The organism is Ruegeria sp. CDSA079 (assembly GCF_059612245.1).
Genome location: NZ_JBXWQF010000020.1, coordinates 1 through 24,003 on the forward strand (window position 1 = coordinate 1; position 24,003 = coordinate 24,003).

At 57.4% G+C, this 24,003-nt stretch carries 34 protein-coding genes; 15 read left to right on the plus strand and 19 right to left on the minus strand.

What is annotated here, in order from left to right; all coding sequences use genetic code 11:
- Window positions 1-106: 106 nt before the first annotated feature.
- Window positions 107-1,006, minus strand: coding sequence for an MBL fold metallo-hydrolase (locus tag AC2FJZ_RS17620; protein WP_496779290.1), 900 nt, complete (start codon window positions 1,004-1,006; stop codon window positions 107-109).
- Between the two features lie 131 nt (window positions 1,007-1,137).
- Complete coding sequence (locus tag AC2FJZ_RS17625; protein ID WP_050605281.1) at window positions 1,138-1,947, minus strand: division plane positioning ATPase MipZ; 810 nt, start codon at window positions 1,945-1,947, stop codon at window positions 1,138-1,140.
- A gap of 218 nt (window positions 1,948-2,165) precedes the next feature.
- On the opposite strand from AC2FJZ_RS17625, the gene AC2FJZ_RS17630 reads away from it, so the two are divergent.
- Both AC2FJZ_RS17630 and AC2FJZ_RS17635 read left to right on the plus strand, forming a co-directional pair.
- Window positions 2,166-3,053, plus strand: a complete 888-nt coding sequence (locus AC2FJZ_RS17630) for an AEC family transporter (protein ID WP_496779293.1) — start codon at window positions 2,166-2,168, stop codon at window positions 3,051-3,053.
- A 53-nt stretch (window positions 3,054-3,106) separates the two neighbouring features.
- The gene (locus AC2FJZ_RS17635; RefSeq protein WP_496670938.1) at window positions 3,107-3,517 is read left to right on the plus strand and encodes a VOC family protein; all 411 of its coding nucleotides are present in this window, start codon (window positions 3,107-3,109) and stop codon (window positions 3,515-3,517) included.
- A 72-nt stretch (window positions 3,518-3,589) separates the two neighbouring features.
- Here AC2FJZ_RS17635 and rpmE read toward each other — a convergent pair whose 3' ends face one another.
- Complete coding sequence (gene rpmE / locus AC2FJZ_RS17640; RefSeq protein WP_050605278.1) at window positions 3,590-3,811, minus strand: 50S ribosomal protein L31; 222 nt, start codon at window positions 3,809-3,811, stop codon at window positions 3,590-3,592.
- An 11-nt stretch (window positions 3,812-3,822) separates the two neighbouring features.
- On the minus strand, window positions 3,823-4,206 hold the full coding sequence (gene rplS, locus AC2FJZ_RS17645; RefSeq protein WP_050605277.1) for a 50S ribosomal protein L19: 384 nt from the start codon (window positions 4,204-4,206) through the stop codon (window positions 3,823-3,825).
- Between the two features lie 370 nt (window positions 4,207-4,576).
- Between rplS and AC2FJZ_RS17650 the strand changes: the two genes are divergently transcribed.
- Complete coding sequence (locus AC2FJZ_RS17650; protein WP_050605335.1) at window positions 4,577-5,377, plus strand: glycoside hydrolase family 25 protein; 801 nt, start codon at window positions 4,577-4,579, stop codon at window positions 5,375-5,377.
- Here AC2FJZ_RS17650 and AC2FJZ_RS17655 read toward each other — a convergent pair.
- The 10 genes from AC2FJZ_RS17655 to ffh all read right to left on the minus strand — a co-directional run bounded on the left by AC2FJZ_RS17655 (window position 5,374) and on the right by ffh (window position 12,182).
- Complete coding sequence (locus AC2FJZ_RS17655) at window positions 5,374-5,799, minus strand: hypothetical protein (RefSeq protein ID WP_050605275.1); 426 nt, start codon at window positions 5,797-5,799, stop codon at window positions 5,374-5,376. The two genes, AC2FJZ_RS17650 and AC2FJZ_RS17655, sit on opposite strands and share 4 nt — an antisense overlap.
- A gap of 134 nt (window positions 5,800-5,933) precedes the next feature.
- The gene (gene trmD / locus AC2FJZ_RS17660; RefSeq protein ID WP_496779296.1) at window positions 5,934-6,743 is read right to left on the minus strand and encodes a tRNA (guanosine(37)-N1)-methyltransferase TrmD; all 810 of its coding nucleotides are present in this window, start codon (window positions 6,741-6,743) and stop codon (window positions 5,934-5,936) included.
- Window positions 6,744-6,745: 2 nt separating this feature from the next.
- Window positions 6,746-7,555, minus strand: coding sequence for a hypothetical protein (locus AC2FJZ_RS17665; RefSeq protein WP_496779297.1), 810 nt, complete (start codon window positions 7,553-7,555; stop codon window positions 6,746-6,748).
- Window positions 7,555-8,058 carry a ribosome maturation factor RimM gene (gene rimM / locus AC2FJZ_RS17670; RefSeq protein WP_050605272.1) on the minus strand — a complete coding sequence of 168 codons (504 nt, stop codon included), beginning with the start codon at window positions 8,056-8,058 and terminating at the stop codon, window positions 7,555-7,557. The genes AC2FJZ_RS17665 and rimM overlap by 1 nt, the downstream gene beginning before the upstream one ends.
- Before the next feature lie 148 nt (window positions 8,059-8,206).
- Complete coding sequence (bluB, locus tag AC2FJZ_RS17675; RefSeq protein ID WP_496779298.1) at window positions 8,207-8,842, minus strand: 5,6-dimethylbenzimidazole synthase; 636 nt, start codon at window positions 8,840-8,842, stop codon at window positions 8,207-8,209.
- A gap of 12 nt (window positions 8,843-8,854) precedes the next feature.
- Window positions 8,855-9,235: a 30S ribosomal protein S16 gene (rpsP, locus tag AC2FJZ_RS17680; RefSeq protein WP_050605270.1), complete on the minus strand. Its 381-nt coding sequence runs from the start codon at window positions 9,233-9,235 to the stop codon at window positions 8,855-8,857.
- Window positions 9,236-9,277: 42 nt separating this feature from the next.
- On the minus strand, window positions 9,278-9,574 hold the full coding sequence (locus AC2FJZ_RS17685; protein ID WP_496779299.1) for a chorismate mutase: 297 nt from the start codon (window positions 9,572-9,574) through the stop codon (window positions 9,278-9,280).
- Window positions 9,571-10,122, minus strand: a complete 552-nt coding sequence (locus AC2FJZ_RS17690) for a GNAT family N-acetyltransferase (RefSeq protein ID WP_496779301.1) — start codon at window positions 10,120-10,122, stop codon at window positions 9,571-9,573. The genes AC2FJZ_RS17685 and AC2FJZ_RS17690 overlap by 4 nt, the downstream gene beginning before the upstream one ends.
- Window positions 10,119-10,673: a GNAT family N-acetyltransferase gene (locus tag AC2FJZ_RS17695; protein ID WP_496779303.1), complete on the minus strand. Its 555-nt coding sequence runs from the start codon at window positions 10,671-10,673 to the stop codon at window positions 10,119-10,121. The genes AC2FJZ_RS17690 and AC2FJZ_RS17695 overlap by 4 nt, the downstream gene beginning before the upstream one ends.
- Window positions 10,674-12,182 carry a signal recognition particle protein gene (ffh, locus tag AC2FJZ_RS17700; protein ID WP_050605266.1) on the minus strand — a complete coding sequence of 503 codons (1,509 nt, stop codon included), beginning with the start codon at window positions 12,180-12,182 and terminating at the stop codon, window positions 10,674-10,676. It abuts the gene before it with no gap.
- A 352-nt stretch (window positions 12,183-12,534) separates the two neighbouring features.
- On the opposite strand from ffh, the gene AC2FJZ_RS17705 reads away from it, so the two are divergent.
- Window positions 12,535-13,065, plus strand: a complete 531-nt coding sequence (locus AC2FJZ_RS17705) for a prolyl-tRNA synthetase associated domain-containing protein (protein WP_496779305.1) — start codon at window positions 12,535-12,537, stop codon at window positions 13,063-13,065.
- On the opposite strand, the gene AC2FJZ_RS17710 is transcribed toward AC2FJZ_RS17705, so the two are convergent.
- Window positions 13,066-13,803: an aspartate/glutamate racemase family protein gene (locus tag AC2FJZ_RS17710; RefSeq protein ID WP_496670971.1), complete on the minus strand. Its 738-nt coding sequence runs from the start codon at window positions 13,801-13,803 to the stop codon at window positions 13,066-13,068.
- Window positions 13,804-13,873: 70 nt separating this feature from the next.
- The gene (locus AC2FJZ_RS17715; RefSeq protein WP_496670974.1) at window positions 13,874-14,455 is read right to left on the minus strand and encodes an FMN-dependent NADH-azoreductase; all 582 of its coding nucleotides are present in this window, start codon (window positions 14,453-14,455) and stop codon (window positions 13,874-13,876) included.
- A 120-nt stretch (window positions 14,456-14,575) separates the two neighbouring features.
- On the opposite strand from AC2FJZ_RS17715, the gene AC2FJZ_RS17720 reads away from it, so the two are divergent.
- From AC2FJZ_RS17720 to AC2FJZ_RS17730, 3 genes are all read left to right on the plus strand, one after another.
- Entirely contained in the window at window positions 14,576-15,454 is an 879-nt protein-coding gene (locus tag AC2FJZ_RS17720; RefSeq protein ID WP_496779307.1) for a LysR family transcriptional regulator, read from the plus strand.
- Window positions 15,451-16,365, plus strand: a complete 915-nt coding sequence (locus AC2FJZ_RS17725; protein ID WP_496670981.1) for a DMT family transporter — start codon at window positions 15,451-15,453, stop codon at window positions 16,363-16,365. Before AC2FJZ_RS17720 ends, AC2FJZ_RS17725 begins: the two co-directional genes overlap by 4 nt.
- A 127-nt stretch (window positions 16,366-16,492) precedes the next feature.
- A complete protein-coding gene (locus AC2FJZ_RS17730) occupies window positions 16,493-16,906 on the plus strand; it encodes a universal stress protein (RefSeq protein ID WP_496670984.1) in 414 nt (137 codons plus the stop codon).
- Here the strand turns inward: AC2FJZ_RS17730 and AC2FJZ_RS17735 are convergent.
- Window positions 16,903-17,238 carry an ArsR/SmtB family transcription factor gene (locus AC2FJZ_RS17735; protein ID WP_050605260.1) on the minus strand — a complete coding sequence of 112 codons (336 nt, stop codon included), beginning with the start codon at window positions 17,236-17,238 and terminating at the stop codon, window positions 16,903-16,905. The genes AC2FJZ_RS17730 and AC2FJZ_RS17735 overlap by 4 nt on opposite strands.
- 40 nt (window positions 17,239-17,278) lie before the next feature.
- The gene (locus AC2FJZ_RS17740; RefSeq protein WP_496670987.1) at window positions 17,279-17,491 is read right to left on the minus strand and encodes a hypothetical protein; all 213 of its coding nucleotides are present in this window, start codon (window positions 17,489-17,491) and stop codon (window positions 17,279-17,281) included.
- 106 nt (window positions 17,492-17,597) lie between these two features.
- On the opposite strand from AC2FJZ_RS17740, the gene AC2FJZ_RS17745 reads away from it, so the two are divergent.
- The 8 genes from AC2FJZ_RS17745 to AC2FJZ_RS17780 all read left to right on the plus strand — a co-directional run bounded on the left by AC2FJZ_RS17745 (window position 17,598) and on the right by AC2FJZ_RS17780 (window position 23,087).
- Complete coding sequence (locus AC2FJZ_RS17745; protein WP_496779309.1) at window positions 17,598-18,497, plus strand: LysR substrate-binding domain-containing protein; 900 nt, start codon at window positions 17,598-17,600, stop codon at window positions 18,495-18,497.
- A gap of 200 nt (window positions 18,498-18,697) precedes the next feature.
- Window positions 18,698-19,030 (plus strand): AtpZ/AtpI family protein, encoded by a 333-nt coding sequence (locus tag AC2FJZ_RS17750; protein ID WP_050605258.1) that lies wholly within the window; start codon window positions 18,698-18,700, stop codon window positions 19,028-19,030.
- Window positions 19,031-19,032: 2 nt separating this feature from the next.
- Window positions 19,033-19,791: a F0F1 ATP synthase subunit A gene (locus AC2FJZ_RS17755; protein WP_496779311.1), complete on the plus strand. Its 759-nt coding sequence runs from the start codon at window positions 19,033-19,035 to the stop codon at window positions 19,789-19,791.
- A gap of 48 nt (window positions 19,792-19,839) precedes the next feature.
- Complete coding sequence (locus AC2FJZ_RS17760; RefSeq protein ID WP_005981269.1) at window positions 19,840-20,064, plus strand: F0F1 ATP synthase subunit C; 225 nt, start codon at window positions 19,840-19,842, stop codon at window positions 20,062-20,064.
- 86 nt (window positions 20,065-20,150) lie between these two features.
- The gene (locus AC2FJZ_RS17765) at window positions 20,151-20,702 is read left to right on the plus strand and encodes a F0F1 ATP synthase subunit B' (protein ID WP_496779313.1); all 552 of its coding nucleotides are present in this window, start codon (window positions 20,151-20,153) and stop codon (window positions 20,700-20,702) included.
- A 5-nt stretch (window positions 20,703-20,707) separates the two neighbouring features.
- Window positions 20,708-21,268, plus strand: a complete 561-nt coding sequence (locus tag AC2FJZ_RS17770; protein WP_496779314.1) for a F0F1 ATP synthase subunit B — start codon at window positions 20,708-20,710, stop codon at window positions 21,266-21,268.
- Between the two features lie 232 nt (window positions 21,269-21,500).
- On the plus strand, window positions 21,501-22,301 hold the full coding sequence (locus AC2FJZ_RS17775; RefSeq protein ID WP_496779316.1) for a hypothetical protein: 801 nt from the start codon (window positions 21,501-21,503) through the stop codon (window positions 22,299-22,301).
- A 3-nt stretch (window positions 22,302-22,304) separates the two neighbouring features.
- Window positions 22,305-23,087: a class I SAM-dependent methyltransferase gene (locus AC2FJZ_RS17780; RefSeq protein WP_496779318.1), complete on the plus strand. Its 783-nt coding sequence runs from the start codon at window positions 22,305-22,307 to the stop codon at window positions 23,085-23,087.
- 17 nt (window positions 23,088-23,104) lie between these two features.
- Here the strand turns inward: AC2FJZ_RS17780 and AC2FJZ_RS17785 are convergent, their stop codons facing one another.
- The gene (locus AC2FJZ_RS17785; RefSeq protein ID WP_050605252.1) at window positions 23,105-23,875 is read right to left on the minus strand and encodes a FadR/GntR family transcriptional regulator; all 771 of its coding nucleotides are present in this window, start codon (window positions 23,873-23,875) and stop codon (window positions 23,105-23,107) included.
- Between the last annotated feature and the right edge of the window lie 128 nt (window positions 23,876-24,003).

The window sequence follows — 24,003 nt, forward strand, 5'->3', positions numbered from 1 at the left end:
GGCACTCGCGCTCAGTTCGGTACGCCTCTCTCTGCGCCAGCAACACGTTGTTTTTCAACAATATCAGCCCAAAGCTGACCTCATGCAGGACATAAACAATACGCCGCTATAAGGTACCCGCCACTGATTGAAGGTTGTCGCGATGAACCGCTTCATAGGCATCGTAGTAGGTCAGTGAGCCGTTATCGAACCAATCCTTCGCAAATTCCTTCAGCGACAGTCCGGCCAATTCGGCATTCTCTCTACACCGCAAGAGCTTGGTAACATATTGCTCTGTGGCCGTAATGAATGAACTACCGTAACCACCTTTCGCGATCCGATCAGGGTCGCCATGACAGGGGAGAATTGACGAAATATCCCAGGTTGAAAGCCTATCAAGCTCGGCCAAGTGAACTTCAAGGCGCTCTGGCTCGGCGACATAGGTCACGCTGTCTTCCAGTGCATCACCAGCCAGCAAGACCCTGGACTTTGGCAGGTAGAGTGCAACTCCATCGTGGCTGTGGATGTCCAAAGGACGAAGTTCAATTTCGGTCGTTCCCACGTTCAGTGTCATTCCGCCGTCAAACACTGTTGTAGGCATTATCACAGGATTGATCGCTGGATCGCTCTTGGAATAGCTTTCCTCTTTTTCAACCAACGCGGCTTCCGTTTTTTTACCGGCGATTATCTCGCAATCAGCAAACACCTCGGTTCCGGCGACATGGTCTTTGTGATGATGGCTAAGCACAACCCGAATTGATGTCACCCCACGCCTTTGCAGTTCGCTTCGTATCCAGTGCGCGTGGTCCGGCGAGATGTGGGTATCATAGACTAGGGCGTTGCTGCCATCGACAACGGCGTAGCTCGCGATCCCGAGTGTGTACGCCGCATCGTCCAGCCAATTCCACGTCGAAGAGTGCAACCGCCTGCCTACAACGCGGCCGTCATAAAAGACCAATACGTTGGCCAAGGTTTCTAATACCCGCAGCGTGGATGTGGACACCATGAAATCAAATTTGTCTTTCAAGTTTGGCGATCAGTTGGGCTTGGCCGAGTTGAATTTTCTAGACACTCTCCATTCTTCCTGTTCAACAATATGGCTAGGTCCCGGGTAAAAAGGAAATGACCGGAATGTCCGCAGAGCGACTGCCTGACAGATCAAAAATCGATCTCAACACCCGGAAGGTTCAGCTCTTTCATCATGTCGCGCAGCTCTTGACGGGCGGCGATGTTCGAGATGTTCAGCTGCTTGACGCCGATATCCTTGAGGTCCAGCAGGGTCAGACCGCGGGGGAACAGCTCACGGAAGATGACCCGTTCGGAAAAGCCCGAAGCGACGCGAAAACCGATGCGCTGTGACAGCATCTCGATCGCGCGCTGCATCTTTTCCTTGTTGACCATCCGCTGCGTGCCGACCCGGTTACGGACCACAACCCAGTCAATGGGCTTCAGCCCGGCTTGTGCGCGCAACTGCCGCGCGTTCCAGACCATCTCGGAATAGACCGACGGGCCGAGGATTTTCTCGCCCTTTGAATCAATCCGCGCCAGCAGGTCAAAGTCGATGAAACTGTCGTTCAGCGGCGTGATCAGCGTATCGGCCAGCGAATGTGCCACCTGGCTGAGCCGGGTGTGAGAGCCCGGGCAGTCGATCAGAATGAAGTCGCTGTCGCTCTCCAACTGCGACACGGCGGCGGACAGACGGTGGTCATAGATGTTCTCGCCCGGCTTCAGCGTGGCGGCGTCGATCTCGGGCAGGTCGTGATGGCGCGGGCCGGGCAGGGTCAGGTCCGAGCTTTTGAGGAAGTTGTTTCGGTTCTCAAAATAGCGTCCCAGACTGCGTTGCCGTAGGTCCAGATCCAGTGTGCTGACCTTGTGTCCCAATCGGGCCAGTGCGGTCGCCACGTGCATCGACACGGTCGATTTGCCTGCGCCACCCTTTTCGTTCCCGACCACAATGATATGTGCCATGCTTGTATTCCCAAGTCCCGCCGTGCTTAACTACACGTTGTTGGTTCCCACTATATGTTGTGTCGCCTTGGAAGAAAAGAACCTCGAGCGGCGGTTTCTGGCAATATCAGACCCTAAATCGGAAAACCCTGCGTGGTGCGCAGGTTACAGACGGGCACTTGCCAATGTATCGGCCCTGATTCACAGTCCACTTGCAGGTCTGGCAGGGAGAATGTGGCTTGGAACACTTGTTCCTGAACGTTTTGAACGTGGTTTTGCCGGTTCTGATCTGCGCCGGGATCGGTTATGGCCTTGCGCTGATTCACGCCCCATTCGACAACAAGGTGATCGGTGGCATCGTCTCAAAAGTTGGTTATCCAACGCTGATCATTTCGCATCTTTCGACCACCAAACTTGCCGTTGGCACCTTTCTGGATGTGATGACTGCGGCCGCGTTGGCAGTGGCAGGGTTTGGCGTGTTGGGGTTTGTCGCACTCAAGGTCATGCGCCTGCCGGTCAGGGCGTTTCTGACGCCGTTGATGCATGGAAATGTCGGCAATATCGGTTTGCCGATCACTCTGCTGGCTTTGGGCGACGCGGGCATGGCTTATACCATGGCGTTTGTGGTGGTTGTGCTGATCAGCATTTTCACCGTGGGCATGTGGATTCCAGCCGGAGAGTTTTCACCCAAGAAATTGACCACATCCCCGATCATTTATGCCGTGGCGCTTTCGCTGATCCTGATGGCGACGGGAACCAGCCTGCCACAGCCGATTTCGAAGTCGTTTGACATACTGGGTGGGCTGTCGATTCCGCTGATGCTTCTGACGATGGGCCACACCCTGGCTACATTGCAGGTGAAAAGTCTGGGACGATCGATCCTGTTGACGCTTTTACATTTGGTGATGGCTGTTGTCATTGCCAGCGCATTGATCTGGTTGTTCGGATTTACAGGACCGGAACGGGGTGCTGTAATCCTGTGTTGCCTAATGCCGTCGTCGGTGGCGACCTATCTCTTCATCGATCAGCATGTGCCGGAATACGGGCCTGATGTGGCGGGCTATATTCTGGTCTCGACACTGACGACAATACTGGTGCTGCCGGTGGCGCTGTCCTACTGGATCTGACACCCGACCGATGCCGGTTTCGTGACTTGTAACCCTCGGGAGCCTGACAGACTATGCCCCGGATATCACGCAGTATTCAAAAGGGCCCACATATGATCGGATATGTAACCATCGGCGTTTCCAACATGGATGCCGCCAAGACATTTTATACTTCGTTGTTCGAGGATAAAGGCGCACAGGTTCTGATCGACGCGGGTCGCATTGCCTTTATCGGCAATAATCCGGCCGCACCGATGCTGGCCGTCTGCGAGCCTTATGATGGCAATGACTGCGCGTCAGGGAATGGCAATATGGTGTCTTTCGCCGCCGACACCAAAGAGGCTGTTACCACAATGTATGACAAGGCGATCAGCCTTGGCGCGACGGACGAAGGCGAACCCGGGCAGCGCGTACCGGACCGGTTCTATGGTGCTTATGTGCGGGATCCAGATGGCAACAAGCTTTGCTTCTACGTCTTCGGATAATTCCGGACACAACGCAGGCAAGAAAAAAGGCCGCCCCAAAGGGCGGCCTTTCGCATTTCATACCAGTCAAGCTTAGAAGCCCAGACCTTCGTATTTCTTTTTGAACTTCGACACGCGGCCGCCGGCGTCCATCAGGCGCGACGAGCCACCGGTCCATGCCGGGTGCACAGAGGGGTCGATTTCCAGAGCCAGCTGATCGCCTTCGGCGCCCCAGGTGGATTTCATCTGAACTACGGTGCCATCGGTCATTTTGACGTCGATGACGTGATAATCGGGATGGATGTCTTTTTTCATCTTTCCGTTCCTTACGCTTCGGCGCCAGCCTTGGGCTTGTAGTTGGTGACTTCCGCGATACGCGCGGACTTACCGCGACGGGTGCGCAGATAGTACAGTTTGGCGCGACGAACGCGGCCACGGCGGACAACGGTGATGCTGTCGATGTTGGTCGAATACAGCGGGAACACACGCTCCACGCCTTCGCCAAACGAAATCTTGCGAACGGTGAACGAGCCGGCAATGCCAGTGCCGTTGTTGCGCGCGATGCAGACGCCTTCGTAGTTCTGCACACGGGTGCGCGACCCTTCGGTCACCTTATAGCCGACACGGATGGTGTCACCGGCTTTAAAGTCGGGGATGTCTTTCCCCAGGGCGGCAATCTGTTCCGCCTCAAGCTGTGCGATCAGGTCCATCGCAGGTACTCCTATCTGCTCGTGGTTGGTCCACGAAGTTTGGGCGCGGCCTGAGAGCTCTTGGTCTTCACCGGGTCCTGCATGCAGCCCGCCAGAGATCAGATCGACTGTTCCTTGGGTCTGGTCAGATCTGACACGTCCCGGCCGAAGAAAGCTGAGCGTCACGCCATGATGCAAACCAAAACACCGGAGTCGCAGGATGCGGCACCGGATTGCGGTCGTGTACGGGGATTGGGCGCTGGGATCAAGTGCAAATTGTGGGGCATGGCGGTGGGAATCCGCCTTTCCGAAATTGCACCGTTGTCATGATGGTCAGATCAGGCATTCTGAGGGGAATTAAAAGAGCAGAAATTTCAGGCAGGATCCAATGATGCGAATTACGTTCATGCTGGCCATAACGGCTGCTGTGCTTATGTCTTGCGGGCGCGGTGGCCCGAAACCGCAGGTCGTAGAATCCACACCGGGCGTGGACAGGACTGCACCGTCCGTAATCTACCCTGACTTTGGCGACGCAGATCCACATGAATGGGAGGGGCGCCATCCCGGATTGTATCCGATCCACGGGCTGGACATCTCACGCTGGCAGGGACCGATAGACTGGCGCACGGCCAAGGCATCGGGTGTGAGCTTTGCATTCATGAAAGCGACGGAAGGCGGTGATGTGGCCGACCCGATGTTCGACGAACATCGACGTAGCGCGCAGGCGGCAGGCGTGCCTTGGGGGGCCTATCACTATTATTATTTCTGCCGGTCCGCCCGTGAACAGGCCCGTTGGTTCATCCAGAACGTTCCGAAAGGGGCAGACCTACCGCATGTTCTGGATATGGAATGGACGCCGCATTCCAAAACCTGCACGCTGCGGCCCGATGGCAGAACCGTTCGGGCCGAGGCGCAGCGGTTCCTGGACATTCTGGAACGGCACTATGGTCGGCGTCCAATCGTCTATACCACTGTGGACTTTTTCGCAGACACGGATATCGGACGCTTGCCCAAGACCGAATTCTGGCTGAGGTCGGTCGCCGGCCACCCGCGCCAGGTCTATCCGCGCACTGTCTGGCGGTTCTGGCAATACACCGGCACCGGGCTGGTACCGGGTGTTCAGGGCAGGGTGGACATCAACACGTTCAACGGAACTCCGGAAGCTTGGGCCAGCTGGAAGTCGGGGAATTAGGTGTTAGGTGTTCCGTAGGTCTCGATAGTACCGCCCGTCACCAGATGGCCCAGTCGTCGTTCGCGTTCTTCACCGTACGCGTTGCGCAGCCAGAACGACTCGCCCGCACTCAGCTCGCGGCGTTCAAACCCACGCTCGCGGAGGCACCGGTCCACTTGATCGATTTCGCCCTGCACGCGCAACTGGTCCTGAATCGGAACGGTAACGGCGGGTCCGACAATAATTCCCCAAAGAAGGATATTGGTCGCATAGCCCCCAATGACGGCGCTGTTTCCGCCTTCATCCGCTTCTTGAGAGCAGGAATCGACTGCGACCCGCGCCGAGTGCAAATTATGTCCGGCTTGCGTAGGAATAGACGTCCCGAGGGGTTTGGTGGTGCAGGCCGAGGCAACCAACAAAGCGCCAAGCAATAACTTCTTCATAATGTTGTTAGTCTCACTCTTAATTACCCAAAAATTTTATGGGACTTAAACGTGAATAAAATGAGGTATAAACAACTTCAAATGGCATTCTGACAAACATTTAACCTGCGGCACGTCGGCCACATACCGCGCCTTTAGTCTGCGCTTTCGGCAGAGGTTTTCAGATATTCCGCCCAGATGTCCGGGCGTCGTTCACGCGTCAGATCTTCGGCCATCTTTTGGCGCCATTCCGCGATGCGGCCGTGATGGCCTGACATCAGAACCTCGGGAATCGAACGGCCCTTCCAATCTGCAGGACGGGTGTATTGGGGGTGTTCCAGCAGGCCCGAGGAAAAGCTTTCCTCTTCGGTCGACGCCTGATTGCCCAAAACTCCGGGAAGCAGGCGTACCGTTGCATCGATCAGGGCTTGCGCGGCGATTTCCCCGCCGGTCATCACGAAATCGCCCAGTGACACTTCCTGCACGCCGTAATGTTCCAGCACGCGCTCGTCCACACCTTCGAACCGGCCACACAACAAGGTCATCCCGTCACAGCGGGCAAGGTTCTGCATCATGCGCTGATCCATGCGTCGTCCGCGGGGGCTGAGGTAGATCAGCGGCCAGTTGCCGCGCACATCGGCCATGGTATGTTCAATCGCATCGCCAAGAACATCTGCACGCAGTACCATTCCCGCACCACCGCCAGCGGGCGTGTCATCAACATTGCGGTGCTTGCCGGCGCCGAACGGCCGCAGATCCACGGTCTCCAGCTGCCACAACCCCTCCTGCAACGCTTTGCCTGTCAGGCTCTCGCCCAGCACACCGGGAAAGGCGTTGGGAAACAGCGTAATGATCTTGGCTTTCCAGACCCCATGCAGATCCGGGGTCGCGGTCATCAGTTCACGCGGCTTCAAGGTGGGCCGGATCGCCTTGCGACCATGGGACTTGCTGGGTTTTTCTGTCATATCTAGCGGGCCAGTTCGTTCTGCGCGGTTTGAATCAGAGCCTTCTTCTGGGTGATCATTGCGCCTTCGTCCAGCGATGAACGGTTCAGCACCAGCATTTCTTCCAGTGTATCGGCAGAAAACCTGGGGCTTGTCCGCGTGGGCCCAACAAGCTGCGCTGTTTTCTCGGGCGGCAGATCCAGGAACTCTTCCAAAGGCGCAGCTGAACCAAACTTATGGTTCTGAACCTCTTCCATCCACCCGGTCCGTACGGTGACTGAAGGCAGCCGGTCCCTGATCCTGTCCACCGTGTCCTGCAGCGGCGGCAGATGGGCAAGAGCGTTGCAGTAGGCGTCCAGATCCTGAACAAGGCGGGAATGCTGCAGATCATGGGCCCAAAGGCTGCGCAACCATTGATCCTGCTGGCGCAAAGACAGGTAGATTGTGAATTCGACTTCCTGCCCCAGCAGACGGCGGCGCAATACGCTGACCAGAGTCTCTGCCAGTTCCGGTGCCGCCCCATAACCTTCGCTTTTGTTTCTGCTGGGGCGAAGGCCCAGAAAATTCTCTTCGCTCACGATCAACCCGCGACGAGCTCCGAAATCCAGACCATCAAGGAATTCGCTCATCTGCCCGCCAAACCCTGCCATCGTTGCGTCCAGACGATAGATCGAATGGCGCGTGGCCGCTTCGCTCAGCCCCAACTTGCGCGTTTTATAGGGAAGAACCAGCGAGTAACGGGGCCAGATCAACTCGCGGTTTTCATGCAAAAACGATTGTGCGGCGGCCATGCCGGTCTTGTGCAAACCCAGATGCAGCAAGACCCGACGCATCAGATCAGACCTTCGGGCGGGTCGGCCACGATGCGGCCTTGCTCCAGATCTACAGTGGGTATCACTTGCAGCGTAAAGGGCAGCAGAACCGTGGATTTCAAACCTGGCCCATGCAGTTCCAGCAAATCCGCCGCGCCGTGATTTTGCACGGATTTGACCTTGCCCAGCAGCGTGCCGCCGGTGTCATAAACGTCAAGTCCGATCAGGTCGGTGTGATAAAACTCATCATCAGGCAAGGACGGCAACTGATCGCGCCGTGCAAACAGGCGCAGCCCGTTCAGCGCATCGGCCTCTTCCTTTGTTTCGACCCCACCCAGACGGGCCGCAAACCCGTTCTTGATCGCGCGTGTCAGAACAACCGGATAGCGTTCCTTACCCGCCTCATCGGTCAGCGGCGAATACGCTTCGATTTCTTCGGGAACGGCGCAAAAGCTTTTAAGGCGCACTTCGCCGCGTACGCCGTAAGATCCTGCAACACTGCCGACGCAGATCAGATCACTCATTGGAAGCGCCCGTAGTCAAACAAATTCCGTTTCTCCATTCCCCAAGCCCCTCGCAGGCTTCGCGTTGATTGCTGCGTTCGAAGAACACGCCAACAATAAAGGCGATCAGCAGCAGAATGGGAAGTCGTATCAATCCGAACATGTGGCCTTACCGTGTTTCGATTTTCAGACCGTCAGCCCGGTTTTCCCAACCGACTTGTTCAAGTTCCGGCGTGTCCGAGACCCGCACGGGCCAGCCGACACAGAAATATCCGATCAGACGCCAGTCTTCCGGTGCCTTCAGATCGCGCGTCATCTGTTCGGGATCCAGAATAGATACCCAACCTAAACCCAACCCTTCGGCGCGCAAGGCCAGCCAGAACAGGGTTATGGCAGACACAACGGAATAGCGCCGCATCTCGGGCATCGTGCCTGCACCCAGCCCCATGCCCTTATCGGTGCTGTCATCGCAGAACACGGCCAGTTGTACAGGGGCTTCCTGCATCCCGGATAATTTCAGGCGGCTGTATAGCTGCGCCTTGTCGCCGGAATACCCCGCCAGAGCTTCGGTATTGGCGGTTTGAAAATTCTTCAATGCTGCGGCCCTTGCCGCGTCGCTTTCGACGCGGATCACGCGCCAGGGTTCGCTGAGCCCCACCGAAGGGGCAAGTCGAAATGTGTCGAGGCAGCGCGCCAGCACTGCCTCGTCTATCGCGTCGGTACGGAACCGGCGCACATCACGCCGGAGCCGCAACAACAGCTCGAACTGCGTGCGAAAATCGTCAGTAAAGGTTTGATCCCGCACGCGCCCGCCTGCTTATTCTTCTGCAGCCGCTTCTTCAGCCGGTGCAGCGGCAGCTTCAGCTGCCTTTGCCGCTTTCTCTTCCGCGCGCTCCTGAGCTTTCTTGCCCGGGGTACCCTTGTTGGGGTTGTTGCGCTCGGCTTTGTCACGGCTGCCGGCTGCTTCCAGCATACGTGCGATACGGTCGGTAGGCTGAGCGCCCTGATCCAGCCAGTACTGAATGCGCTCCATGTCCATTTTCACGCGCTCTTCGCTGTCTTTCGGCAGCAGCGGGTTGTAGGTGCCCAGTTTCTCGATGAAACGGCCGTCGCGGGGCATGCGGCTGTCGGCAGCCACGATGCGATAGAAGGGACGCTTTTTCGAGCCGCCGCGGGCGAGACGAATTTTCATTGCCATGGTGGTATCTCCTTTAGATGGCGTGTGCCGGGAATTTCCCGATCAATTCTGGTGTTTCTTGTGGTGTCGGATGACTTCCTGAATGATGAAGCTCAGGAAAGCCTTGGCGAAATCGGGGTCCAGATCGGCCTCTTTCGCCAGGTCTTCGAGCCGTGCGATCTGCGCCGCTTCGCGCGAGGGATCGGACGGGGGAAGGTCGTGTTCAGCCTTGAGTTTGCCAACGGCCTGAGTGTGTTTGAACCGCTCGCCCAGCGTATAGACAAGAATCGCGTCCAGTCGGTCGATGCTTTCGCGATGCTCTTTCAACAGCGTGGCAGCCTGTGTCACGGGGTTGGTCATTGGCCGGTCCTTTCGGTGGTCAAAGCGGGTTCAGACAAATCGATTTGCGGGTGCCGCCAGATCTGGGCTTTTTTACCCAGCAGCTCGGCTTCGCGTTCATAGGTCGCGCCAAGACGCTCGGCCAAGGCGCGCGAGCGGTCATTTGCGTGGGCGATGTAGGACATCACGCCATTCAGGCCTTGATGACGTGCCGCATAGTCGCGCGCAGCTTCTGCGGCCTCAAATCCCAGACCTTTGCCTTCGGCTTGCTCCATCAGGGTCCAGCCCAGTTCCGGTTCATCCCAGCCCGGAGCAAAGATGATGCCTGCCCAACCGACGAACACGCCGCGCGATTTCTCGGTCAGATGCCAAAGGCCAAAACCATTGAGTGCCCAATGACCCAGTCGTTTGACCAGTGAGTCCCAGCTTCCCAGCTCATCTTTCGGGCCACCAACCATGTGGCTGCGCTCGGTCGCAAAGAACGCGGTCATCGCGGGCAGATCGTCCTGATGCGGTGCACGTAGAATCAGACGCTCGGTTTCGACAGTGGGGATAGTGAACGAGGTCATGCGTAGGCCTCCATTCCACCGTTCACCAGATCTGCCGGGGCAGGGTGTCGCCAGATTTCCGAGATCTCATATTTGGGGTGCTCGTAGTTGTATTCGAACTGTGCGCCCAAACGCTTGGCAACGGCGATGCTGGCGTGATTGTCAGGATCGATCAGCGAGATCGCGGTGTCCCAACTCAGAACATCATAGGCATAGCTGCGTGCCGCAAACCCGGCTTCGGTGGCATATCCTCTGCCGGTGGCATGGTTCAGCAGCGTCCAGCCGACTTCGGGTTCGGGCCATCCTTCGGGGCACCAGAGTCCGACACGACCAACATAGGTGCCGGTGTCTTTTTCATCGACGCTCCAAAACCCGTAGCCGCGCAGAGTCCAGTGGCCCAGCAAGGCGGCAATCACGCGCCACACCTCATCCCGGCGCATCTGACCGCCGACATACTTCGCAGCATCGCTGGCGAAGAACGCGGTGTCTGCGTCAAGATCAGCCTCGGACGGAGCACGCAGGATAAGGCGTTCGGTCTCAAGCTGAGGGATATGAAGCGCGTGGGTAGTCATTTACTTCTTCTTGCCAAACCCGCTCAGCCCGGGGGGCAGACCCATGCCGCCACCCATGCCGGGCATGCCGCCGGGCATCTTGCCGCCCATCGCCTTGGCCGCCTGTTCCAGCGCTTTGGGGTCCATGCCTGCGGCCATGTCTTCGGGCGAGGGGCCGCCTTTGCCAAACATGCCCTTCATGGCCTGTTTCAGCATCTTGCCTTTGCCCATCTTGCCCATCTTCTTCATCATGTCCGACATCTGCCGGTGCATCTTGAGCAGCTTGTTGAGGTCGCTGACCTCCATGCCCGAGCCTGCCGCGATCCGCTTTTTACGGCTCGCCTGCAACAGCTGCGGGTTGGCGCGTTCGCGTTTGGTCATGGACTGGATCAGGGCGATCTGCTGGCGCAGGATCTTGTCGTCAAGCCCCGCCTGATCCATCTGCTTGGCCATCTTGCCCATACCCGGCATCATGCCCATCATGCCTTGCATGCCGCCCATCTGGATCATCTGTTCCAGCTGCATTTTCAGGTCGTTCATGTTGAACTGACCTTTGACCATGCGCTTCATCATGCGCTCGGTCTGTTCCATCTCCATCGTTTCCTGGGCCTTTTCGACCAGGGCAACAATGTCGCCCATACCCAGGATACGACCGGCGATCCGGTCCGGCTCGAACGTTTCGAGCGCGTCCATCTTCTCACCCAGACCCACAAAGCGGATCGGCTTGCCGGTGACTGCGCGCATCGACAGCGCCGCACCGCCGCGCCCGTCACCGTCCATACGGGTCAGGACCACGCCCGAGATGCCAACTTTGGCGTCAAACTCCTCGGCCACCTCAACAGCGACCTGACCGGTCAGGCCATCGACGACCAGCAGGGTCTCGCGCGGATCAACTACGTTGCGAACCTGCTCGACCTCGTTCATCAGCACTTCGTCGATGTGCAGACGGCCCGCGGTATCGAGCATGTAGACGTCATAGCCACCCAGCGTTGCCTGCTGCTTGGCACGCTTGGCGATGTCGACCGGCGACTGGCCGGGAACGATGGGCAAAGTATCGACGCCGACCTGAGTACCCAAAACCGCCAACTGATCCATCGCCGCCGGGCGATAGACGTCGAGCGAGGCCATCAGAACCTTCTTGCCCTCTTTCTCTTTCAGGCGTTTGGCGAGCTTACCTGTCGTGGTCGTCTTACCCGAGCCCTGCAGACCGACCATCAGGATCGGGGCGGGCGGGTTGTCGATCTTCAGCGCGCCGGGGTCTTCCTCGCCGCGCAGCGTATCGACCAGCGCGTCATGTACGATCTTGACGACCTGCTGGCCGGGTGTGATCGACTTGGTGACGGCCTGACCGGTTGCCTGTTCCTGCACCTTCTTGACGAATTCGCGTGCCACCGGCAGCGAAACATCCGCCTCTAACAGGGCAACGCGAACCTCGCGTAGGGCGGTTTTGACGTCCTCCTCGGACAGGGCACCCTGTTTCGTTAGCCGATCAAAGACGCCAGAGAGGCGTTCGGATAGATTTTCAAACATGCCTTCGGCCTCCTTCGCCGGTTTTGACTAGGCGCTTCCTAAGTAGGAACCACCGGTTGAGTACACAATTGCCCCCTCCCACTGAATTAGACGTGGGGGTAATGCCAAATGGCATTGCCCCCACGGGCGAAACTCGCTGGTGGGGGGCGATCCCTGAACGACTCAAGGGACCGGAAGATCAGACGCTTCCGGATGTTTGGACCGGGCTTTAGGCGCAATGGCCGTCAGAGTCAACTGCGTTCACTTTGAATCAAGGGTTTGGAGTGGCCAATGCTCTTAACTGTATTTCGGCTGATTGCGGGCGCGTCCGTTCTGTGGCACAGCGCAGGAAATTCTGCGCAAGGAGACCAGGATGGACGCTTCATCCGCCTATCAGGACACACTACCGCTGAGTTCCGACGCATTGCTGGCGCAACTGGATGAGTGGGGGTTGGCCTATCGTATGCATACTCATGTGCCCCTGCGTACGGTCGAGGATGCCAAGTCCGTCGAAGGTCAATTCACGGTGCCGGGCGAGAATGCGTTACGGGTCAAGAACCTGTATCTGCGCGACAAAAAAAAGCGCAACTATCTGGTGACACTTGAGCAAAGCCGCGAGATCGACCTTAAGGCGCTGGGTGCTGAGTTGGGAATTGGCAATCTGTCCTTCGGCTCAGCGGACAGGCTGCTAGAGAACCTCGGCATTCGACCGGGCGCGGTCAGCCCTTTGGCGATGATCAACGGGGTACAGAATGATGTGCGGTTCTTCATGGACGCGGCGGCCCGACAGGCCGAGGTGATTTACATGCACCCGCTGGTCAATGACCGCATTGTCGTCCTGAAACAGACCGACATGATGGCTTTCTTTGATCGCATCGATTGCGAAATCACCTGGCTGCCCTGATCACTCAAGTGCCTCTTTCAGCGCGGCGGCGACATGCGCGGCAGACGGGTTGACGAACATGTGCCCGTCAGCCTCGAACACCGGGTCGTCCAGATTGTTCGGAAAAGCCAGTGGCAGCTCGGTACAGGCCAGCAGGATCGCGGTTCCCGGACTGGCGTGCTTGTTGCAAAAGGCCAGCAATCGCGTACGGGCGGTGTCGGATGCGCCACCGTAGAAGTCACTGTCGATCATGGCCTGCATCTCGGAAATCTCGGGCTCTGGCAGCCGCTCATTTGCAGTGATGCCCTCGGCGGCCAGACGATCCGCATAGTTGGTGGCCTGCATCGTTACGGTTGTGCCCAGGACCAGAGCCTCGGACGCGCCAGTTCCTGCCGTGGCGTCGGCGGTTGCATCAAAGATGCTGAGGATGGGCATGGAAACACCCAGCCGGATCGCGTGGAGCCGTGCGTGCGGTGTGTTGGACGCGATGATGCCGAAGTCGCAGCCTGCACGCTCCAACGTCAGCAGTGCATCACGGAATACGGCATCAAAACCCGCCCAGCTTGCCTCATCTCCGGCGACACCGCGCAAGGCGCGCGTCTTGGCCTGTGTGACAGATTCGATCGTCATCGGAGGGATCGGCAAAGGAGAGCCATGGCCGCGTTCCGCGAAATACCGCCCGGCTCCTTCGGCAATCGCCCTGTAATAGTCGACGGTCGAGGCCCAGCCCACACCGCCCAGAATGCCGATTTTCTTCATGTGCCCATCCAGTCTGCCTGTCATACTGAATGGCAGACTGGACGTTTCCGGGCTCATTGACCAGAGGGGATCAGGCTGCAAGCTCAGCTACAGCCTTATGGGCGCTTTGCAACGCTGCATCGGGGTTCACGGCCATCTGATCGGCAGCGATGACGTCCACGTCATGGATGCCGATAAAGCCCAGAACGTGGCGCGCGTAGTTGGTGGCGAAATCCGCCTCGGACCCGACAGGGACACCGCCCGAAGCGATAGCCAGAATGGCGCGTTTACCTTCCAACAGACCTTTGGGACCGTTTTCGGTATAGGAAAAAGTCAGACCGGCGCGTGCAACAAGGTCGATCCAGGCCTTGAAGGCGGCCGGTACCGAGAAGTTGTAGATAGGCAGGCCAATGACGATGGTGTCGGCGTCCTGCAATTCGGCCACCAGCTGGTCTGACAGGGCGAGCCGGTCGCGTTGTACTTCGTCGCGCTGTTCCGCTGGTGTGAAGTTGGCAGCGATCCAATCTTCAGTCAGCATTGGAAGTGGGGTGGAAAGATCACGTCGGATGATGCGCTCTGCGCCCAGTTGCTTGACCACACGCTCTGACAGATCGCGCGTGGTCGAGTTCACGCGGCGGGCGGATGAGTCGATATGAAGGATAGTATTGGTCATTGATTGGGTCCTTTGGGTCAGGGAAATCTTGTCCTGCTTCCAATATGAATGTTGCACTGGTGAACAAAACTCGGATACATCAACAGCTATTGTTGGAAATTGCACAGTGACGACATTGCCATGGACAATTGGGATGAGGTGAGAACTGCCTATCAGGTGGCCCGCATGGGGACGGTCAGTGGTGCCGCCGAGGTTCTGGGGGTGCACCACGCCACAGTGATCCGCCATATCGACGCGATCGAGGCGCGGTTGGGGGTCAAACTGTTCCAGCGTCACGCGCGCGGGTACACGCCGACCGAAGCGGGTGACGATTTGTTGCGTGTGGCCCAGGCCACTGAAGACCAGTTCAATCAGCTTGTGGGCCGAATGAAGGGTCGGGGTGAAGATGTTTCGGGCGAGTTGGTGGTGACGTCACTGGGCTCGATTGCGCCTCTGGTGGTTCCAACGCTCACCGCTTTTCAAGAGATGCATCCGGATCTGATAGTGCGTTACTTAACCGGAGACCGGCTGTTCCGGCTGGAATATGGCGAAGCGCACGTAGCAATCCGCGCCGGGTCGGCACCGGATCAGCCAGACAACGTCGTTCAGCCCTTCAGGCAAGAAGAGGTCGGCCTGTATGCCAGCACTGCATATGTCGAACGGTTTGGTAAACCGTCGGGCACCGAAGATTTCGCGAAGCACCAATTTGTCAGCTCTGATGATGAAGGCAGCCGGGCACCGTTCACCCGGTGGCTGCGCGCGACGGTGCCTACTGACCGCATTACCTTTCGCTGCACCAACAACTTCTGTATGCGCGAGGCCGTTTTGGCCGGGGCCGGTATTGGATTCATGTCCCGATGGGAAGCAACCCGCCATGACAATCTTGTCGAAGTGATGGAGCCGCTGCCAGAATGGTTCGGTAACCTTTGGCTGGTGACGCATGTGGATCTGCATCGAACGACCAAGGTGCAGGCGTTCCTGACTTTTTTGAAAGCACAGGCCAAAGGCTGGCAATCATGACCCCTCAGGCCCGTGGCCATCTGGCCATGCTGGCTTTTTCTGCGCTCGTTGCGGGCAGTTTTTCGCTTGGGTCGATGATTGCGAACGAGATTGCCCCGGCGGCGCTCAATGCGGTGCGGTTTGCCATTGCGGCGGTGGTGATTGGTGTCGCCGCTCTGGCCACAACCGGATTGCCGCGCGCTGCGGCGCAGGCCCCCTGGCGCTATCTTGTATTGGGCGGGTTGTTCGCCACCTACTTCGTGCTGATGTTCTATGGTCTGCAAACCGCGCCACCGGTCAGTGCCGCCGCAGTCTTCACGCTGACACCCGTCGTCTCGGCCCTCGCAGGATGGGTTCTGTTGCGTCAGATCACCACCCCGCGTATGGCGCTGGCTTTAACCATTGGGGCAGTGGGGGCGTTATGGGTAATCTTTCGAGCCGATTGGCAGGTGTTTCGCGCATTTGAGATCGGGCGCGGAGAGGTCATCTATTTCTGGGGCTGTGTCGCCCATGCGGTTTATACTCCGATGGTACGTAAACTGAATCGTGGAGAGCCCGCTGTGGTCTTCACCTTTGGTACCTTGCTTGCCGGATGTCTTTTGCTGACAGTGTTTGGCTGGTCTGATCTGGGGGCCACAGACTGGGCCGCGCTTCCGGCCATTGTCTGGATTGGTTTGCTTTATATTTCGTTTTTTGCAACGGCTGCCAGTTTTGTGCTGGTGCAGTTTTCGTCTTTGCGGCTGCCCTCGGCGAAGGTGATGGCTTATACCTATCTGGTGCCAAGTTGGGTGATCTTGTGGGAAATCGCGCTGGGCAAAGCTGTACCCACGGGTTTGATCCTGGGTGGGGTGGTCCTGACCGTCATCGCTTTGCTGATGCTGCTGAAAGAGGAAGCACCGCGTGCCGTGCAGATGAGCACAACTGCGGAATAACGCCGAACGTGCGCTTTAAGCCGCCTAGGTTTTCGAATGCATTCCGAATGCGGAATTTGCTTGAGCCAGATCAAGGCTTGAGATTTGCCCCTCCAATACACTGCAAAGAAAGTGAGAGGAGGAGGTTATGTTCAAGCATATTATGCTGCCGATAGATCGGCATCTGCCGCCCGAGGTCCGCAAAGCTGCTGATATCGCTGCGGAAGTGGCGAAATGGCAGGGGGCTAAAATCACTCTGGTCAGCGTGACCGGAGCCCATATGGGTGAATCCACGGAAACCGAAGCCGAAATCGACAGGGATTTGGCGGTGTTCACCGAAAAGCTTGCCGCTGATAGTGGGACCAAAGTTACCATCCGCAAGATTCACTCGGTCGACGTTGCCGCCGAAGTGGACGGCGACCTGACCCGCGCAGCGGAAGAGATGGGGGCTGATTTGATCATTGTGGGAACCCATGCCCCCCGGATTACAGACTACATATTCTCCAGCCACGCCGGGTATCTGGCCAAACATGCCAGCATGTCGGTCTTTGTGGTGCGCTAGGCTTCGTCCGAGGCCGGAAGCTCAACTTCCAGAAAACGCTCGAACGCATCCAGATTAACGGGTTCGAACTGACCGAACCCCTGCATCCAAACTGATGCGGCGCGCAGCGCGTCAGGTTCCAGCTTGCACCATTTCACCCGCCCGCGTTTCTCCTGACTGATCAACCCGGCTTTCGTCAGAATGACCAGATGCTTGGAAATCGCAGCCAGTGACATGTCGAATGGCTCGGCCACATCAGTCACGGCCATGTCATCCTCCAGCAGCATTGCCAGGATAGCACGGCGTGTGGGGTCGGCGAGGGCTGCAAAGACTGTGTCGAGCGGATCGTTCATCACGCTTTCATAGCCGCTTGGCGTGCGCGCGGAAAGGGCGTTACAGCATCGGATGGCGGAGTCTGTCTAAAGGCAAGTGCATCCGCAATCGATCCACATCACTTTCAATCAGGCCGATATCCCGGACCATGCGCGCAGTTGCTGGCAAAGGCGTCGCCCTGGCGCGCCGTTTACGGTTTAGAAGTGAAAAACGTCGAAGTGGTTTAAAAATCAGACGTAAATTAAATGTCCATTTCTTCTGAATCTGTTCCATTACATGCTCCTTATCCACTAATTTCATTGAGAAAATGAGCGGTTCTGTAGAGAAACACAAAATCAATTACTTGACTCAATGCGTTACAAAAAAGCACATATTGGGAATGGCTCGCATATTACCTCCTCTTAATGCTCTGAAAGCGTTCGAAGCTGCGGGACGGCACGAAAGTTTCAGCCGTGCCGCGGATGAGCTGAATGTCAGCCATTCTGCGATCAGCCGACATGTGCGCGGTCTCGAGGATCGGCTGGGTGTCGCTTTGTTCCGGGACCTGCCGCGCGGCGTTGAGCTGACGCTGGAAGGGCGCGGCTTGCTGATCAGGGTCATGGCGGCGCTCGACGAGATTGCCGAAGCCACCGAACTGGTGCGCCAGCGGCCCGAAGGAACCATCACGATCAGTTGTGAGCCGTTGTTTGCACAAAAATACCTCGTCCCCCGGTTGTCCGGTTTTTACAATGCCTTCCCGGGTGTTGAGTTGCGGCTGGAGGCCTCGCAGGCTTTGGCCGACGTTGACCGTCACGACGCGGATCTGGCCGTTCGCTTTGCGCATCGCGGTGAATTGGACATGCCGTCAGACCTGATCAGCGATGCGCCGGTATATCCCTATGCCGCGCCAGCCCTGCGGCCCGAAGGTTGGAGCAACCCCGAGCAAATCCTGAACTATCGTCTTTATCGCGATCGACCGGCCGAAACCTGGCGGCGTTGGGCGGAATTGGCTGGAATTGAAATGCCCGAACGCCGTATCGGCAGCTGGAAGACCATGACGGGGCTGGCGATGGAGGCGACGTTGTATGGTCAGGGCATCTTTCTGGGGTCCGCAGATTGTATGCTTTCGGATCTCAATGCGGGGCGGCTGATCCGGTGCTTTCCGATCGGCTTTAGGGACGGGGGATTCCGGTTGGTTCTTGGAGCGGGCGCAGTCCGCAGGAAGTCTGTTCAGGCCTTTCGTGGCTGGTTGCTGGATGAAACAGCCGGTCTTCGCGGGCAACCTGTTGACGGGGGATAATCAACTCTTTGGTTGAATATGAGGTTTGGACGCATTTTTGGACCGGCGCTCGGGTGTGATATCCCCCTGAGTCAAGTGTGAGCTGAAAATAGTTAATAAAAACAAATATTTAAGATGCGGCAATCAGGATGTGCAAGCCCGTTGACTCTGGGCCTCTGTCCCCTTAGCACCATGCTCAAGACTGTACGAGGGAAACGCCCGTGACCGATGACGACCAAAAGCAGCGTATGGCGCAGCTTGAGGCCAAGATCGACGCGGCGAAAAAGGCCAAAGCGCCGAAGCCCCGTGCAGATGCTGACGTGTCCGGGGGCGAGCTTGCCTGGAGGATGGTCATCGAAATGGTATCCGGTCTGGGGATCGGATTTGGCATCGGATACGGGCTGGACAGCCTGCTCGGGACAATCCCGATATTTCTGGTGCTATTCACATTGCTGGGTCTTGTCGCGGGCGTTAAGGTTATGCTCCGCAGCGCACAGGAAGCTCAGGCGAAGCAAACGGCGGCTGACGCGGCCGAAAAGGACGAGAGGGACTGAACGTGGCGACTGAGACCACCGCAGCAGAAGGCAGCAGCCTGGTTTTTCACCCGATGGACCAATTCATCGTCAAGCCGTTGTTCGGCGACGATGCAGTGGGCATGTTCACAGTCACCAACGTGACCCTGTGGTTGTTCATGGCAATTGCTGCCGTTGTGGCTCTGCTGGTGCTGCCCACGTCGAAACGAGCAATCGTTCCGACCCGCATGCAGTCGATTGCGGAACTTACCTACGGTTTCGTCTACAAGATGCTGGAAGATATCTGCGGCAAGGAAGGCGTCAAGTTCTTCCCGTATGTCATGACCTTGTTCATGTTCATCGTCTGCGCGAACTTCCTGGGCCTGATCCCGACCTCGTTCACAACGACGTCGCATTTCGCGGTCACCATCCCGCTGGCACTGGCCGTGTTCCTGACGGTAACCATCCTAGGCTTCGTCAAGAACGGCGCGGCCTTCTTGGGCCTGTTCTGGGTCTCCAGCGCACCCTTGGCGTTGCGTCCGATCCTGGCGATCATCGAGCTGATCTCGTACTTCGTACGTCCTGTCAGCCACTCTATTCGTCTGGCTGGTAACGTCATGGCTGGCCACGCAGTTATCAAGGTTTTCGCGGGCTTTGCAGCGGTTGCCGTAATCTCGCCCGTGTCGGTTCTGGCGATCACCGCAATGTACGGTCTCGAGGTCCTTGTGGCCTTCATCCAGGCCTACGTTTTCACCATTCTGACCTGTGTTTATCTGAAAGATGCGCTGCATCCGTCGCACTAAGGTCCGATACCCAAACATCGAAACTTCCAATTCGTAAGGAGAAACATCATGGAAGGCGATCTCGCACACATCGGCGCAGGCCTGGCAGCAATCGGTTCCGGCGCAGCCGCAATCGGTGTGGGCAACGTAGCAGGAAACTTCCTGGCCGGAGCCCTTCGCAACCCTTCGGCGGCTGCTTCGCAGACCGCAACCCTGTTTATCGGTATCGCATTCGCAGAAGCCCTGGGGATCTTCGCATTCCTGGTCTCGCTGCTGCTGATGTTCGCCGTCTAATCTGCGGAACCTGATCCTTACGCGCGGGTGGGCCCAAGCCATAGCGGCCCACCTGTTGTAAAGACAACGTTCCGACGGAGGACATCATGGCGACTGAACCCCTTACAGAAGAGGTAGCTGGCTCGTGCGTTGACTCCTATGGCTCTGCCATCGGGATGCCGCAGCTCTGCTTCGATTGGTTCCCCAACCAGATCTTCTGGCTGGTCGTTACGCTGGTCGTCATCTTTCTGGTCTTGTCCCGCGTGGCTCTGCCACGCATCGCGGCAATCCTGGCTGAACGTCAGGGGACCATTACAAATGACCTGGCTGCGGCCGAAGATCTGAAGGCCAAGGCGGTCGAGGCTGAAGAAGCCTATAACAAGGCGCTGGCCGATGCCCGTGCCGAAGCGCAGCGTATTGCTGCCGAAGCACGCGCCGAAATCCAGGCTGGACTGGACGACGCGATTGCCAAGGCGGATGCGGAAATCGCTGCAAAGGCGGCTGAATCGGAAAAGGCAATTGTCGAAATCCGTGCCGGTGCGCTGGAAAGCATTCAAGTGGTTGCCAAAGACACGGCGGCCGAACTGGTTACAGCTCTGGGCGGCGAAGCGGAAGCGGATGCCATTTCCAGTGCCGTAGATACGCAGACGAAAGGATAAGTGACATGCGGAACACTCTTGCCCTTATCCTGACATTTGGCGCAGCCAGCCCGGCCTTTGCTGCAAGCGGCCCGTTCTTCTCGCTTGGCAACACAGACTTTGTTGTTCTTCTGGGCTTTATCGTTTTCATCGCGGTCCTGTTCTATTTCAAGGTCCCCGGTATGATCGGCGGCGCTCTGGACAACCGGGCCGAAGGCATCAAGTCAGAGCTCGACGAAGCCCGTGCCCTGCACGAAGAAGCACGCAGCCTGCTGGCCTCGTACGAGCGCAAGCAGCGCGAGGTGCAGACTCAGGCTGACGCCATCGTTGCGGCGGCAAAAGAAGACGCGGCTCTGGCAGCTGAACAGGCGAAGGCCGACCTTGAAAAGTCGATCGAACGTCGTCTGGCGGCTGCTAAGGACCAGATAGCTTCGGCTGAAGCGTCTGCTGTGAAAGAAGTACGTGATCAAGCCGTTTCGGTTGCGGTTGCTGCTGCAGGTTCCGTTTTGGCCAAGCAGATGACCGCGGCACAGGCAAACAAGCTGATCGACGCGTCGATTGCAGATGTGGGCACCAAGCTGCACTGAGGGATGCCCCTTACAGAAAAGTGATGCAGACGACCCGAAGGCCAGTGGCTTTCGGGTCTTTTGTTTCTTTTGCAGTTCTGCTTTTTTGTTGGTCACACTCCGAATCCTACCACCCGTCGGGGATCAGGTTGGCAGGTAAACTCCGCGAAGAGCGTTACAGTTCAGGGAAAGACAGACCGTGTCGGGCGACCCAGTTTCGATGAATATTATTGGCGTGGTCAGAAACGGCGGCTTGGCGCTGATCGATACGATCAACAGGATTGAAAATCTGTCGGCCCAGTTGAGCCGGTATTCAGCCACCATTGCGACCAATGACAACACGGACGATACGGACCGTGTGTTATTCGATTACGCCGATCGAAATCAGCACGTCGATATCATTCAATTGGATGGGCTTGCTTCTCGTGTACCTGATCGGATTGAGCGCATCACAGCCGCAAGAAATGCCGTACTCAACAGATTGGAAGAGAAAGACATCGATCTCGATCTTACCCTGGTGCTGGATCTGGATGGCCCGAACGTCTGTCTGGATGTTCAGGCGGTTCTGTCGGCGGCGCAGAGGGTTGCCCCTTTGTGGGAGGGTGTCTTCGGCAATTCCAAGCCTGCATATTATGACATCCATGCCTTGCGCTGCTCCGGTTGGTGTGATGAAGACGTCTGGCAGCGCATTCAGAGCACGCGCAGACCATTGTTCGGGCGTCGCAAATGGCGCCATAGTTTGCTGAAGTCAGCGGTCTTTGACCGCCAGTTCCATATTCCGGCCGAAACGCCGCTTATCCCGGTTGATAGCGCTTTTGGAGGCGCCGGGTTGTATAAGACCCGCGCGCTCAGGGGCTTGCGCTATTCTTGCCGGGACGAAAAAGGTCAGCAGGTGTGCGAACATGTGATGCTGCACAAACAGCTGCGGGACCGTGGCGCAAGATTGTTCATCGATCCGGCGCTGACAACATTGGCCCCTGATCATCATTTGGGAGAAGGCAGCGGCGCGCCATTTCCATCTAATTTACTGCCTAGAGAAGCAGGGGCGGCCTAACGAATGTCTCATTCCCCGCTGACTGGTGAAAAAGGTGAGTTTCTGTTTGAGGCCAATGTAATCGGCTGTCACCCGGCGCGGTACTTTCTGGACAAAAGTTGCGGGTTTATCTGGGTGGATTCTCCCACCTGGCTGGACGAAGCTTATAGCGATGCCATCGCTCTGACAGATACCGGAATTCTGGCGCGCAACCTGAACAATATTCGCGGTGTGTCACTTGCCATGCGCGCAAATGGCCTTGCCGAGGCTCGTGGCATCGACATTGGAGGTGGCTACGGGCTGCTCGTGCGTGGCCTGCGTGATATAGGGCTTCACTTCCATTGGTCCGACCCCTTTGCCGACAATCTGGTTGCGCGTGGGTTCGAAGCGGATAACGGTTCCTATTCTGTTGCCACCGCCTTCGAAGTGTTGGAGCACCTGCCCAACCCACTTTCACAAATCAAAGAGGCGCGCGCCCGGTTCGGTTTTGACACTTTGTTCTTTTCGGCCACATGCTTCGATCCAAACGCCATACCCTCACGGGACTGGTGGTATTGGGTCTTTGAAACCGGACAGCATATCAGCTTTTTCTCGGAACAGTGCCTTGATTTCATGGCCTCTGAACTGGGAATGCGAAAGGTTCACCTGACCGGCGACATCTATGTTTTCACGACATTGGACAAGTTTGCGTGGCCTGGAAAATGGCATCGCCGAAAGCTGAAAAAGCGCTTTGGCCACGACAGCCTGACGCAGGTTGACTATGACGAATTGAAGCGCCGCGTGACCGAGCAGCAGCAAAAGCCCTGAATGGCGGTTGGCGCTTGTCAGTCGTGTTCGGTTTCGTGGGCCAGCCGCTGTTGTGCGATGGCTTCATTACGTTCGGCCTTTCGTTGATCCGCCATGCTGCGTTCAACAAAGTCCAGATGCTGTTCAATTGCGTTGCGCGCAGCCGAAGGATCGCGCGCCTGAAGCGCGCCATTGATCGCCCGATGCTGGTCCAGAATGGCCTCGCGCGTGGCGCGCTGTTGGAACATGGTCTGTCGGTTATAGAACACGCCCTGTATCAGCAGATCATACATCGAGCGCATCATGTGCAGCATGACGACGTTGTGGCTGGCCTCGATGATGGCCATGTGGAATTCGGCGTCCAGTTGCGCCTCGTCATGCGCCGCGTTCCTGTCATGGGCCGCCTGCATCTTGTCAAAGACCGCCTGAACCACCTTCAGGTCGCTGTCTGATCCCAGCCGTGCGGCCCGTTCTGCGGCCAACCCCTCCATGTCGCGGCGAAAGGACAGGTAGTCAAATACCGCTTCGTCATGACTGCCAAACAGTCGGATCAGCGCCGGCGAAAAGGCAGATCCCAGCACCTCGGCCACATAGATTCCTGATCCGGCCTTTGCGGCCAGCAACCCTTGCGCCTGAAGTTCGGATATCGCATCGCGCAACGACGGGCGCGACACCCCCATCCGCTCGGCCAACTCGCGTTCGGATGGCAGGCGTTCACCGGGGCGCAGGATACCACGCAGGATCAGAAGTTCGATCTGGCGAACGACGGCAAGCGAGAGTTTTTCGGTTTCGACTTTGTGAAAGGGCATCTTCGTTCCGGAATTGGTCAACTCATTTGACCACGGGTGAGCAATGCGTTCAAGAACGCCAGTTCACATCGATTGAAATAATAGGTCAGCATTATTGACTTTAAGATGTATACCCATAGGCTGCCCTG

Bases quoted from the DNA above. Each gene is read 5' to 3' on its own strand.
- AC2FJZ_RS17625 (WP_050605281.1), bottom strand. From the start codon at position 1,947: ATGGCACATATCATTGTGGTCGGGAACGAAAAGGGTGGCGCAGGCAAA.
- AC2FJZ_RS17635 (WP_496670938.1), top strand. From the start codon at position 3,107: ATGCCCCGGATATCACGCAGTATTCAAAAGGGCCCACATATGATCGGA.
- rpmE (WP_050605278.1), bottom strand. From the start codon at position 3,811: ATGAAAAAAGACATCCATCCCGATTATCACGTCATCGACGTCAAAATG.
- rplS (WP_050605277.1), bottom strand. From the start codon at position 4,206: ATGGACCTGATCGCACAGCTTGAGGCGGAACAGATTGCCGCCCTGGGG.
- AC2FJZ_RS17650 (WP_050605335.1), top strand. From the start codon at position 4,577: ATGCGAATTACGTTCATGCTGGCCATAACGGCTGCTGTGCTTATGTCT.
- AC2FJZ_RS17655 (WP_050605275.1), bottom strand. From the start codon at position 5,799: ATGAAGAAGTTATTGCTTGGCGCTTTGTTGGTTGCCTCGGCCTGCACC.
- trmD (WP_496779296.1), bottom strand. From the start codon at position 6,743: ATGACAGAAAAACCCAGCAAGTCCCATGGTCGCAAGGCGATCCGGCCC.
- AC2FJZ_RS17665 (WP_496779297.1), bottom strand. From the start codon at position 7,555: ATGCGTCGGGTCTTGCTGCATCTGGGTTTGCACAAGACCGGCATGGCC.
- rimM (WP_050605272.1), bottom strand. From the start codon at position 8,058: ATGAGTGATCTGATCTGCGTCGGCAGTGTTGCAGGATCTTACGGCGTA.
- rpsP (WP_050605270.1), bottom strand. From the start codon at position 9,235: ATGGCAATGAAAATTCGTCTCGCCCGCGGCGGCTCGAAAAAGCGTCCC.
- AC2FJZ_RS17685 (WP_496779299.1), bottom strand. From the start codon at position 9,574: ATGACCAACCCCGTGACACAGGCTGCCACGCTGTTGAAAGAGCATCGC.
- AC2FJZ_RS17690 (WP_496779301.1), bottom strand. From the start codon at position 10,122: ATGACCTCGTTCACTATCCCCACTGTCGAAACCGAGCGTCTGATTCTA.
- AC2FJZ_RS17695 (WP_496779303.1), bottom strand. From the start codon at position 10,673: ATGACTACCCACGCGCTTCATATCCCTCAGCTTGAGACCGAACGCCTT.
- ffh (WP_050605266.1), bottom strand. From the start codon at position 12,182: ATGTTTGAAAATCTATCCGAACGCCTCTCTGGCGTCTTTGATCGGCTA.
- AC2FJZ_RS17705 (WP_496779305.1), top strand. From the start codon at position 12,535: ATGGACGCTTCATCCGCCTATCAGGACACACTACCGCTGAGTTCCGAC.
- AC2FJZ_RS17710 (WP_496670971.1), bottom strand. From the start codon at position 13,803: ATGAAGAAAATCGGCATTCTGGGCGGTGTGGGCTGGGCCTCGACCGTC.
- AC2FJZ_RS17715 (WP_496670974.1), bottom strand. From the start codon at position 14,455: ATGACCAATACTATCCTTCATATCGACTCATCCGCCCGCCGCGTGAAC.
- AC2FJZ_RS17720 (WP_496779307.1), top strand. From the start codon at position 14,576: ATGGACAATTGGGATGAGGTGAGAACTGCCTATCAGGTGGCCCGCATG.
- AC2FJZ_RS17725 (WP_496670981.1), top strand. From the start codon at position 15,451: ATGACCCCTCAGGCCCGTGGCCATCTGGCCATGCTGGCTTTTTCTGCG.
- AC2FJZ_RS17730 (WP_496670984.1), top strand. From the start codon at position 16,493: ATGTTCAAGCATATTATGCTGCCGATAGATCGGCATCTGCCGCCCGAG.
- AC2FJZ_RS17735 (WP_050605260.1), bottom strand. From the start codon at position 17,238: ATGAACGATCCGCTCGACACAGTCTTTGCAGCCCTCGCCGACCCCACA.
- AC2FJZ_RS17740 (WP_496670987.1), bottom strand. From the start codon at position 17,491: ATGGAACAGATTCAGAAGAAATGGACATTTAATTTACGTCTGATTTTT.
- AC2FJZ_RS17745 (WP_496779309.1), top strand. From the start codon at position 17,598: ATGGCTCGCATATTACCTCCTCTTAATGCTCTGAAAGCGTTCGAAGCT.
- AC2FJZ_RS17760 (WP_005981269.1), top strand. From the start codon at position 19,840: ATGGAAGGCGATCTCGCACACATCGGCGCAGGCCTGGCAGCAATCGGT.
- AC2FJZ_RS17765 (WP_496779313.1), top strand. From the start codon at position 20,151: ATGGCGACTGAACCCCTTACAGAAGAGGTAGCTGGCTCGTGCGTTGAC.
- AC2FJZ_RS17770 (WP_496779314.1), top strand. From the start codon at position 20,708: ATGCGGAACACTCTTGCCCTTATCCTGACATTTGGCGCAGCCAGCCCG.
- AC2FJZ_RS17780 (WP_496779318.1), top strand. From the start codon at position 22,305: ATGTCTCATTCCCCGCTGACTGGTGAAAAAGGTGAGTTTCTGTTTGAG.
- AC2FJZ_RS17785 (WP_050605252.1), bottom strand. From the start codon at position 23,875: ATGCCCTTTCACAAAGTCGAAACCGAAAAACTCTCGCTTGCCGTCGTT.